At 50.2% G+C, this 11,089-nt stretch carries 12 protein-coding genes; all 12 read left to right on the forward strand.

From position 1 onward, the window contains the following. Positions 1–7: 7 nt before the first annotated feature. The gene (locus DWZ60_RS10300) at positions 8–1,492 is read left to right on the forward strand and encodes a glutamate synthase subunit beta (protein WP_022462356.1); all 1,485 of its coding nucleotides are present in this window, start codon (positions 8–10) and stop codon (positions 1,490–1,492) included. A 139-nt stretch (positions 1,493–1,631) separates the two neighbouring features. Then, the gene (glnA, locus tag DWZ60_RS10305; RefSeq protein WP_117761554.1) at positions 1,632–2,963 is read left to right on the forward strand and encodes a type I glutamate--ammonia ligase; all 1,332 of its coding nucleotides are present in this window, start codon (positions 1,632–1,634) and stop codon (positions 2,961–2,963) included. A 23-nt stretch (positions 2,964–2,986) separates the two neighbouring features. Then, the gene (locus DWZ60_RS10310; RefSeq protein ID WP_022462354.1) at positions 2,987–3,535 is read left to right on the forward strand and encodes an ANTAR domain-containing response regulator; all 549 of its coding nucleotides are present in this window, start codon (positions 2,987–2,989) and stop codon (positions 3,533–3,535) included. 27 nt (positions 3,536–3,562) lie between these two features. Continuing rightward, positions 3,563–4,777, forward strand: coding sequence for an LL-diaminopimelate aminotransferase (locus DWZ60_RS10315; RefSeq protein ID WP_022462353.1), 1,215 nt, complete (start codon positions 3,563–3,565; stop codon positions 4,775–4,777). Between the two features lie 166 nt (positions 4,778–4,943). Beyond that, on the forward strand, positions 4,944–5,093 hold the full coding sequence (locus DWZ60_RS17295; protein WP_158555021.1) for a hypothetical protein: 150 nt from the start codon (positions 4,944–4,946) through the stop codon (positions 5,091–5,093). Positions 5,094–5,289: 196 nt separating this feature from the next. Then, entirely contained in the window at positions 5,290–6,618 is a 1,329-nt protein-coding gene (aspS, locus tag DWZ60_RS10320) for an aspartate--tRNA(Asn) ligase (protein WP_117802399.1), read from the forward strand. 39 nt (positions 6,619–6,657) lie between these two features. Beyond that, complete coding sequence (gene gatC / locus DWZ60_RS10325) at positions 6,658–6,951, forward strand: Asp-tRNA(Asn)/Glu-tRNA(Gln) amidotransferase subunit GatC (RefSeq protein ID WP_022462350.1); 294 nt, start codon at positions 6,658–6,660, stop codon at positions 6,949–6,951. Positions 6,952–6,966: 15 nt separating this feature from the next. Then, positions 6,967–8,427 (forward strand): Asp-tRNA(Asn)/Glu-tRNA(Gln) amidotransferase subunit GatA, encoded by a 1,461-nt coding sequence (gatA, locus tag DWZ60_RS10330; protein WP_117510182.1) that lies wholly within the window; start codon positions 6,967–6,969, stop codon positions 8,425–8,427. A gap of 15 nt (positions 8,428–8,442) precedes the next feature. Continuing rightward, positions 8,443–9,879 carry an Asp-tRNA(Asn)/Glu-tRNA(Gln) amidotransferase subunit GatB gene (gatB, locus tag DWZ60_RS10335; RefSeq protein WP_055217758.1) on the forward strand — a complete coding sequence of 479 codons (1,437 nt, stop codon included), beginning with the start codon at positions 8,443–8,445 and terminating at the stop codon, positions 9,877–9,879. A 163-nt stretch (positions 9,880–10,042) separates the two neighbouring features. After that, positions 10,043–10,255: a DUF378 domain-containing protein gene (locus DWZ60_RS10340; RefSeq protein ID WP_118750547.1), complete on the forward strand. Its 213-nt coding sequence runs from the start codon at positions 10,043–10,045 to the stop codon at positions 10,253–10,255. 114 nt (positions 10,256–10,369) lie between these two features. Next, positions 10,370–10,519 carry a hypothetical protein gene (locus tag DWZ60_RS17300; RefSeq protein WP_158576384.1) on the forward strand — a complete coding sequence of 50 codons (150 nt, stop codon included), beginning with the start codon at positions 10,370–10,372 and terminating at the stop codon, positions 10,517–10,519. Between the two features lie 174 nt (positions 10,520–10,693). After that, the coding region (tnpA, locus tag DWZ60_RS10345) for an IS200/IS605 family transposase (RefSeq protein WP_119221617.1) at positions 10,694–11,089 on the forward strand (396 nt) is incomplete at its 3' end.

The following is an 11,089-nucleotide window of genomic DNA, read 5'->3' on the forward strand; positions in this document are numbered from 1 at the left end:
AAGAATTATGGGTAAGCCAACTGGATTTATGGAATATCAGCGCAAGACGGGAAACACCGTTGCCCCGCTTGAGCGTATCAAAAACTTTAAGGAATTTCATCTGCAGCTCCCGAAAAAGGAACAGCAGATGCAGGCTGCCCGCTGTATGGCATGCGGTGTACCGTTCTGCCAGGCGGGAACCATGATTGCGGGAATGGCCTCCGGCTGTCCGCTGCAGAACCTCGTTCCGGAGTGGAATGACCTTGTGTATCTTGGAAACTATGAGCAGGCATACCGCCGCCTCACCAAGACAAACTGTTTTCCGGAATTTACCTCCCGTGTCTGCCCGGCACTCTGCGAAGCAGCCTGTACATGCAACGTAAACGGAGACCCGGTCTGCACGAAGGAAAATGAACGCGCGATCATCGAAAACGCATGGGCAACCGGCCTGATTACGCCGCAGCCGCCGAAAGTGCGCACCGGAAAACGCGTTGCCGTTGTAGGAAGCGGTCCTTCCGGCCTTGCAGCAGCGATGCAGCTCAACCGCCGCGGCCATTCTGTTACGGTCTTTGAACGCCGCGACCGCGTGGGCGGACTTTTACGCTACGGTATTCCGAACATGAAACTCGATAAGAGCGTCATCGACCGCCGTGTGGATCTGATGAAGGCCGAGGGCATCGAGTTTGTGACGAATGCTGATATCGGAAAAGATGTAAAAGCTGACAAACTCTTAAAAGAATTTGACCGTGTCCTGCTCTGCTGCGGTGCGGCAAATCCAAGAGATATCAAGGCAGAGGGAAGAGATGCAAAGGGCATCTACTTTGCTGTCGATTTCCTGACTTCCGTAACGAAGAGTCTTCTGGATTCCAATTTTGAGGATCATGCCTACATCGATGCCAAGGGCAAACACGTTGTTGTCATCGGAGGCGGCGACACCGGTAATGACTGTGTCGGAACTTCCATCCGTCTCGGTGCCAAATCTGTGACACAGCTTGAGATGATGCCGAAAGCACCGGATCAGCGTGCCGAGAACAATCCGTGGCCGGAGTGGCCGAAGATCTGCAAGACGGATTACGGCCAGGAAGAGGCAATCGCCGTATTCGGCCATGATCCGCGGATTTACCAGACAACCGTAACGGAATTTATCAAAAACAAAAAAGGTGAAGTCTGCCAGATCAAGACCGTAAAACTGACACCGAAAAAAGATGAGAAATCCGGCCGCATGATGATGGTTCCGGTTGAGGGAACCGAAGAGATTCTCCCGGCAGATCTCGTTCTTATTGCAGCAGGCTTTTTAGGATCCCAGAAATATGTGACCGATGCATTTAAAGTGGAAGTCAACCAGCGCACCAACGTGAAGACAGATGACGGAAAATACCAGACAACAAAAGAAAATGTCTTCACCGCAGGCGATATGCACCGCGGCCAGTCCCTGGTCGTATGGGCGATCCGCGAGGGACGCGAGGCAGCAAAGGCAGTCGATGAATCCCTGATGGGATACACGAATCTCTAAGTTTTTCTTGACAAAACACGCGAAAAACTGCTATAATATGCCCAAAACAAGGGTGTTTTTACGCAAGGTGTCTTTCTGCCCTGCCGCGTGAAAACACCCTTTTCGTTTAGAATCGTCTTTGATAAAGGAGAGAATCGATATGGCAAAGTATACGAAGGAAGCGATCCTTCAGATGGCGGAGGAAGAAGATGTTGAATTTATCCGCCTGCAGTTTACCGATATGTTTGGAATGATGAAAAATATGGCCATCACCGCCGGACAGCTGGAAAAAGCCCTGAATAATCAGTGCGTTTTCGATGGCTCTTCGTTCGAAGGATTTGTCACCATCGAGGAAGCAGACATGTTTCTGCACCCGGATCTCGACACCTTTGCAATACTTCCGTGGCGTCCGCAGCAAGGAAAGGTTGCAAGATTGATCTGTGATGTGTATGATAGAGAGGGGAATCTTTATGCAAAGAGTTCCCGAACCATCCTTCAGAAGGTAATTTCCGAAGCGAAAGCGATGGGTTATGAGTTTGAAATCTCACCGGAGTGTGAATTTTTCCTGTTCCACACCGATGAGGACGGCGGAGCAACGAGTGTAACGCACGACAAAGGCGGTTATCTGGATCTTGGACCGCTGGACCTGGGAGAAAACGCGCGGCGCGATATGGTGCTGACTCTCGAAGAAATGGGAATCGACGTTGAGTCTTCCTTCCACGAGGTAGCGGCAGGCCAGCACGAACTGGATTTCTGTCCGGCTGCAGCACTTCGGACGGCAGATCAGCTGATGACTGCCAAATTTGCTATCCGTACGATTGCAAAACGTCATGGTCTTCACGCAACCTTTATGCCAAAACCAAAAACCGGAGTTCACGGATCGGGTCTTCATCTTTCCTTCTCCCTGTTTCAGGAGGGAAAAGATGTGTTTGCCGACAAATCCGATGAATACGGGCTCAGCAAAGAGGCATATTACTTTATGGGCGGACTGATGAAACACATCAGCGGAATCGCAGCGATTACCAATCCGCTTGTAAACTCCTACAAACGTCTGACACCGGGATACGGTGCACCGATCTACGTGGCATGGTCTGCAAAGAACAGAAGCCCGCTGATCCGCATTCCGCTGACGGGAGACGGTATCATGGCCATTGAGCTTCGATGCCCGGATTCGGCAGCCAATCCGTACCTGGCACTTGCTGTCTGCATGGCAGCAGGACTTGACGGTATCAAACAGAAAATCGTTCCGCCGTCCCCGGTGGACCGCAATATTTCCGATCTGACAGAAGAAGAACGAAACGCGATGCAGATCACCCTTCTCCCGGGAAGCCTTGGAGAAGCGGTCGCAGAGTTAAAGAAAGACGATTTTCTGTGTCAGGTACTCGGCCAGGAATTTGTGGATGGATATATCAATGCCAAAGAAGAAGAGTGGCATGAGTATCTCCGCCAGGTATCCGACTGGGAGACCGAGAAATATCTGTACCGTATTTAGACGACGAAGGGGCCTGAAAATGCATGAGCAGCATAGTGATAGTACTTCCCAAAATAGAAGATGGAAAGCGCATCCGGGATATTCTGGCAAAAAGAGGATATGAAATCGATGCTGTCTGTTCGACAGCGGCAGCGGCGCTCGGAGAGATGAACAACTTAAACGGCGGTATCGTCATCTGCGGCTACAAGCTCCCGGATATGTTTTTTACGGATCTGAATGAGTGTATGCCGTCCGGCTTCCAGATGCTTCTGATTGCATCGAGCCGCGCATTAAGTGCGGTGGAGGGAACCGGAATCATGGCGGTTACGATGCCGCTTTCCGTGTACGAGCTGGTCAATACACTGGAGATGATGCTGCAGAGTGCGGCACGGCGCAGAAAGAAAGAGCGTGCAAAGCCCAAGGTGCGCAGCGCCGAGGAACAGCACATCATCGATCGTGCAAAAAGCCTTCTGATCGAACGAAATCACATGACCGAGTCGGAGGCCCATCGCTACATGCAGAAATGCAGCATGGACAGCGGCACCAATCTGGTTGAAACGGCACAGATGGTGCTGACGCTTTTGACAGAGTAAGAAAAAGTGAAAAGGAGCGACATAATAATGTTCAAAATCAATGACAATTATCTGAAATTGCCGGGAAGCTATCTGTTTTCCACCATTGCAAAAAAAGTTGCAGCTTACACCGAGGCAAATCCGGACGCGAAAATCATCCGTCTTGGAATCGGCGACGTAACCCAGCCGATCGCACCGGCGATCATTGAAAAGCTGCACGGAGCAGTGGATGAGATGGGACACGCAGAGACCTTCCACGGATATGCACCAGATCTTGGATATGCTTTCCTTCGCGATACCATCGCAAAAAATGATTATCAGGACAGAGGATGCGATATCTCATCTGATGAAATTTTTGTATCGGACGGCGCAAAATGCGACTGCAGCAACATTCAGGAGATCTTCAGCCTGGACAACAAGATCGCTGTATGCGACCCGGTTTATCCGGTTTATGTAGACTCCAACGTAATGGCAGGCCGTGCCGGTGACTACGACGCAGCAACCGAGCGTTTCACGAATGTGATTTACATGCCGTGTACCGCAGAAAACAACTTCACCCCGGAGCTCCCGAAAGAAACCCCGGATCTGATTTATCTGTGCTTCCCGAACAACCCGACCGGCGCTATGGTTTCCAAAGCCGAGCTGCAGAAATGGGTTGATTATGCAAATAAAGTAGGAGCCATCATCCTGTATGATGCTGCATACGAGGCATATATCTCAGAAAAAGATATTCCGCATTCCATCTATGAGTGCGAGGGTGCAAGAACATGTGCCATCGAAATGCGCAGCTTCTCCAAGAACGCAGGCTTTACTGGTATGCGTCTTGGATTCACCGTTATCCCGAAAGACATCAAATCCGGCGATGTGACTCTGCACAGCCTGTGGGCACGCCGTCACGGAACGAAATACAACGGAGCTCCGTACATCATCCAGAGAGCCGGCGAGGCTGTTTACTCTCCGGAAGGAAAAGCACAGTTAAAAGAGCAGGTTGCTTACTACATGAAGAACGCAAAAGTCATCTACGACGGATTAAAGGGCGCAGGCTACACCGTATCCGGCGGCGTCAACGCTCCGTATATCTGGCTGAAAACACCGGGAAATATGACTTCCTGGGAGTTCTTTGATCACCTGCTTGCAGACGCAAACGTAGTCGGAACACCAGGATCAGGCTTCGGCCCGAGCGGAGAAGGCTACTTCCGTCTGACTGCATTCGGTACGTATGAGAATACAGTGGAGGCAGTGGAGAGAATCAAAAAACTGTAAATTGTGTGAGAAATACCAATAAAACGGAATTTCTGCGCAATTTTATAAACACGCGAAAAAATAATTTTGTATAGATAAAATTCACGAAAAATGCATTAGAATTTATATGAAATCCGTAAAAATTAGGTGTTTACAAATGTAAAACTGCTGTGCTATAATGCACAGTATGAAAAAGGCAGTGAAGGAAACTCCGTATGCGGAATCTGACAGGAAGCCGATGTCACCGACTGAGAGCATCAGCATGGAGGAAACATACAATGGGGAACATTCCGGAGCCGGTCTGCTGAACATGAGATCCGAACAGGAAATCAAGTAGGCAGATCCGTGATACGCGTTAAGTATAAATGAGTGGGCGTTTTCCCCCGGAAAACCGGAGAGAAAAACGCAATGCGGGTGGTACCGCGGGAACATAAAATATCCCGTCCCGGAACAGTAGTTAAAAAACTGTTCCGGGACTTTTTTTATTTGAAAAAAACAATCCGGGACAGGCGAGAAAGAGAGGAGAACAAGACATGGAATTTATGACAGGCGTAAAGAAAAAAGAAGACATCTCCGTAAAAACTCTGCTGGAGACACCGGAAGGCACAGAAGTAAAACTCGAAGGAGCCGTACACATCATCCGTGACATGGGCGAGGTTGCCTTTGTCATCTTAAGAAAGAGCGAGGGACTCGTTCAGTGTGTGTACGAAGAAGGAAGCGTTGACTTCCCGCTGAAAGATCTGAAAGAGGAATCGGCAGTTGCCGTAACCGGAACGGTCAAAAAAGAGGACCGCGCACCGGGCGGCGTCGAAGTCAGGCTGCAGACCATCACCGTTCTTTCCGAGCCGACCGAGCCAATGCCGCTCGCAGTCAACAAATGGAAAATGAACACCTCCCTTGAAGCAATGCTGAACATGCGGCCGATCGCTCTTCGAAACGTCAGAGAGCGTGCAAAATTCCGCATCCAGGAAGGCGTGGTACGGGCGTTCCGTGATTTCCTTCATTCCCAGGGATTCACCGAAATCCATACACCGAAGATCGGCGCGAAAGGCGCTGAGGGCGGCGCAAACATCTTCAAGCTGGAATATTTCCACCGCCCGGCTGTCCTGGCACAGAGCCCGCAGTTCTACAAACAGATGCTCGTCGGCGTGTTTGACCGTGTCTTTGAAGTCGGACCGGTTTTCCGTGCAGAGAAACACAACACGAAACGTCATCTGAACGAGTATACCAGCCTTGACTTTGAGATGGGCTACATCGAGGATTACACCGACATCATGGCAATGGAAACCGGATTTTTACAGTACATGGTGGAGCTTCTTAAAGAGGATTACGCAAAAGAGCTGGAGATCCTGAAAGTTATGCTTCCAAAGACAGAAGAAATCCCAACTGTACCGTTCACGAAAGCGAAAGAGCTGGTAGCCGAGAAATACAACCGAAAGATCCGCAACCCGTTCGACCTTGAGCCAGAGGAGGAGCTTCTGATCGGCCAGTATTTCAAAGAGGAGTACGACGCAGACTTTGTATTCGTCACCGAATATCCGTCGAAAAAGAGACCGTTCTATGCGATGGATGACCCGGAGGATAAGAGATACACAAAGAGCTTCGACCTGCTGTTCCACGGTCTGGAGATTACAACCGGAGGCCAGCGTATCCACGATTACAAGATGCTTTCTGAAAAGATCGCAGCCCGCGGCATGACAGAAGAGGGCATGGAGCAGTACTTGAGTGCTTTCAAACACGGTATGCCGCCGCACGGAGGTCTTGGCATCGGTCTGGAGCGTCTGACCATGAAGCTGATCGGTGAGGACAACGTCCGCGAGACAACGCTGTTCCCGCGTGATCTTACAAGACTGGAGCCGTAAGCAGATCCTGCTGGAAAATAAAAAAGGAGAATGAGTGAAATGGCAAATGTGATTTCAGATGAAACGATGGAATATGTCGGCATCCTGGCAAAGCTGGAATTAAAGGATGAGGAAAAAGAATCCGCACGGCAGGATATGCAGAAAATGCTGGATTATGTAGATAAATTAAACGAGCTCGACACCAGCAAGGTCGAGCCGATGACCCACATTTTCGAGATGGGAAATGTATTCCGCGAGGATGAAGTAACCAATGGCGACGACCGCGATGCAATGCTTGCCAATGCACCGGAAGTCAAAGAGGGCCAGTACAAGGTTCCGAAAACGGTAGAATAGCAGGAGGAGATTGATATGGAAATCAAAGATATGACAGCAGTACAGCTTTCTGCCGCAATCAAAGAAGGAAAGATCACTGTAGCGGACGCTGTAGAAGCGTCTCTTGCGGCAGTCAAAGCATCGGAAGAATCAATTCACGCATTCCTTCTTGTGGATGAAGAGGGTGCAAGAGCACGCGCGGCAGAAGTGCAGAAGAAAATTGACGCAGGAGAGCTCACCGGTCCGCTGGCCGGCGTTCCGATTGCGGTCAAGGACAACATCTGTACGAAAGGTCTTGCGACGACGTGTGCGTCAAAGATCCTGCAGAACTTTGTTCCGACGTACGATGCAGAGGTTATCACACGGCTCGAAGAGGCGGGAGCCGTTATCATCGGAAAGACAAACATGGATGAGTTTGCGATGGGAAGTACGACAGAGACTTCCGCGTACGGCGTGACGAAAAATCCATGGAACACCGAACACGTTCCAGGCGGTTCCTCCGGCGGTTCCTGCGCAGCCGTTGCAGCAGGAGAAGTACCGATGGCACTTGGCTCCGATACCGGCGGATCGATCCGTCAGCCGAGTTCCTTCTGCGGCGTAACCGGCATGAAACCGACGTACGGCACCGTTTCCCGTTACGGACTGATCGCTTATGGTTCCTCCCTCGACCAGATCGGACCGGTCGCAAAGGATGTGACAGACTGTGCAGCACTGCTGCAGACGGTCGCTTCGTATGATGCAAAAGATGCGACATCGATGAAACGCGACGATTACGATTTCATGAGCGCTTTAAAAGAAGATGTCTCCGATCTGAAAATCGGTATTCCGAACAGCTGCTTCGGCGAAGGCCTGGATCCGCAGGTGAAGGAATCCATTTTAAAAGCTGCCGATGTCCTGAAGGCACGCGGAGCAGAAGTAGAGTATTTCGATCTCGACCTCATTGATTATGCCATTCCGGCTTACTACGTTATTGCATCCGCTGAGGCAAGCTCCAACCTGGAACGCTTCGACGGCGTGAAATACGGCTTCCGTGCCAAAGAGTACGAAGGACTCCACGATATGTATAAGAAGAGCCGTTCTGAGGGCTTCGGTCCGGAGGTGAAACGACGGATTATGCTGGGAAGCTTCGTCTTAAGCTCCGGTTACTACGATGCGTATTATCTGAAAGCACTGCGCACGAAAGCCCTGATTAAAAAAGAGTTTGACCGCGCATTTGAAAAATACGATATGATTTTAAGCCCGGCAGCACCATCGACCGCACCGCGTCTCGGGGAATCGCTTTCCGATCCGCTGCAGATGTATCTGGGCGATATTTACACCGTATCCGTCAACCTCGCCGGCCTTCCGGGCATCACCGTTCCGTGCGGCATGGATGACAAGGGGCTTCCGATCGGCATGCAGCTTATCGGAGACTGTTTCTCAGAGAAAAAACTGTTCCGTGCAGCATACACCTATGAGCAGGTACGCGGTGCATTCGGGCAGCCAGAAAAATGGTAAGGAGGAAGCAAAACAATGTCAAAACAGTATGAAACCGTCATCGGACTTGAAGTACATGTGGAGCTTGCGACGAGAACAAAAATTTTCTGCGGCTGCTCTACCGCATTCGGCGGTGCGCCGAACACCCACACCTGCCCGGTCTGCACTGGTATGCCGGGATCCCTTCCGGTATTAAATAAGAAGGTTGTCGATTACGCCCTGCGCGTCGGACTGGCTGCAAACTGCAAAATCAACCAGCTCTGCAAATTCGACCGGAAGAACTATTTCTACCCGGACAACCCGCAGAACTATCAGATTTCCCAGCTGTATCTGCCGATCTGCCACGATGGATATGTCGAGATTGACACCGCAGCGGGAAAGAAGAAAATCGGCATTCATGAGATCCACATGGAGGAGGATGCCGGAAAGCTGATCCACGATGAGTGGGAGGATTGCTCGCTCGTCGACTACAACCGAAGCGGCGTTCCGCTGATCGAGATTGTATCCGAGCCGGATATGCGCTCTGCGGAAGAGGTTATCGCTTATCTGGAAAAACTGCGTATGATGATTCAGTATCTCGGCGCATCCGACTGCAAACTGCAGGAGGGCTCGATGCGTGCCGATGTCAACCTTTCGGTCCGTGAGGTTGGAAGTGAGAAATTCGGAACACGTACCGAGATGAAGAACCTGAACTCCTTTAAGGCAATCGGAAGAGCGATCGAGGGAGAGCGTGCAAGACAGATCGAGCTGATCGAGGAAGGAAAAGCCGTTGTCCAGGAGACCCGCCGCTGGGACGACAACAAAGAGTATTCCTACGCGATGCGTTCGAAAGAGGATGCGAAGGATTACCGCTACTTCCCGGACCCGGATCTGCCGCCGGTGCACATTTCCGACGAGTGGATCGACCGCATTGTGAAATCCATGCCGGAATTCCAGCCGGAAAAACAGGCACGCTACGTGGAGCAGTACGGACTGCCGCAGTACGATGCGGGCATTCTGACCGGTTCCAAGAAGCTGTCCGATCTCTTTGAGGAGACGACGGCGCTCTGCGGCAAACCGAAAAAAGTGGCAAACTGGCTGATGGGCGAGACCTTACGTCTCTTAAAGGAGAACGGCCAGGAGCCGGAGGATCTGCAGTTTTCACCGAAGCATCTGGCATCCCTGATCGAACTGGCAGAAGCCGGATCGGTCAACAACCAGGTGGCAAAAGAGGTATTTGAGCAGATCTTTGCAGAGGATGTCGATCCGGAAGCATACGTCGAGGAGCACGGACTGAAAACCGTAAACGACACCGGCCTTCTGGAAGAAACTGCGAGAAAAGTTCTGGAAAACAACCCTGGCCCGGTAGAGCAGTACAAATCCGGAAAGACAAAAGTCCTCGGATTTCTGGTCGGGCAGGTCATGAAAGAAATGAAAGGCAAAGCCAACCCGGCAGCAGCAGGAGAGCTGCTGCAGAAGCTGCTGTCTGAATAAAGAAAACAGAATTGCACGAATGGAGGCCTGGAAATGGTCTCCATTTTTCAGCCCGAAAAATCAAAGAAAATGCATAATCTGCCTCCTTTTGGGAAATTCTTTATAAAGAAACCGGAAGAGATAAAAAGACGATACAAAATCCGGAAAAAGGAGGTTTCTTTACATGAAAGGACTGGATTACACCGCACTCACCGTTACAATCATCGGAGCCGTCAACTGGGGCTTGATCGGATTCTTCCGCCTCGACCTCGTCGCCCTGATCTTCGGAAACATGACGTGGCTGAGCCGCATCATCTACGCGGTTGTCGGCATCTGCGGCCTCTACCTGATCTCCGTCTACGGAAGAATTTCCGACCACGTACTGGGACAGGCGTAAGAACAGGAACCCTCTCATATACGCAGAGAAAGGCGGTATGAGAGGGTTTTCTTTTGCTGTTTTAGGAAGGACAAAACAAATATTGCGGCCCTCTGTATGGTTTTGAGCAGGGATATGGATCAGAAAAAGAAAAAATACCGGATGCTTCTGGTGCAGCTTTCCTGTGCCGTTCTTCTGGCGAGTGATGCCGCAGCGTGGGCATTCCGCGGAGGTCCGGGGAGTCTGGAAAGAGGTATTGTGTATGTGAGTAACTATCTGGTTTGAATGTGATAGATCTTGCTGAATGGATTGCCCTTGCAGCAATTTTTATCCAATGCGTCGTAAAACCCCTTGCTTCAGCTATGGGGATATAAGACGCGTCCATCGAATTTACGCAAGTAATTGAAGATGGACAAAATAACAATTGTGTTAATTGATAAAATATTGTATCATACAAACATGAACACAACATATAAATCAAACAATAATGTCGTCTATTCCTGTAAATACCATGTAGTATGGTGTCCCAAATATAGACGAAAAGTATTAACGAACGGTGTAGATGTCCGGCTGAAGGAGCTGCTCACAGAGTATGCTGCAAATCTTTCTGTAGACATTCTGGAAATGGAGATCATGCCAGACCATGTTCATATGCTGCTGGAAGTAGATCCTCAGTTTGGAATCCACAAAGCTGTAAAATCGTTCAAAGGCTATACGTCCAGAATTTTAAGACAGGAATTTCCCTGTCTCAAAACGAAAATGCCGACGCTCTGGACAAACAGCTATTTTGTATCTACCGTTGGCGGTGCCCCGCTGGAAGCAGTAAAACAGTATATCGAAAACCAGAAAACATCG

Origin of the sequence: Blautia sp. AF34-10 (assembly GCF_003477865.1) — a bacterium.
In the GTDB taxonomy this organism is placed as follows: domain Bacteria; phylum Bacillota; class Clostridia; order Lachnospirales; family Lachnospiraceae; genus Fusicatenibacter; species Fusicatenibacter saccharivorans.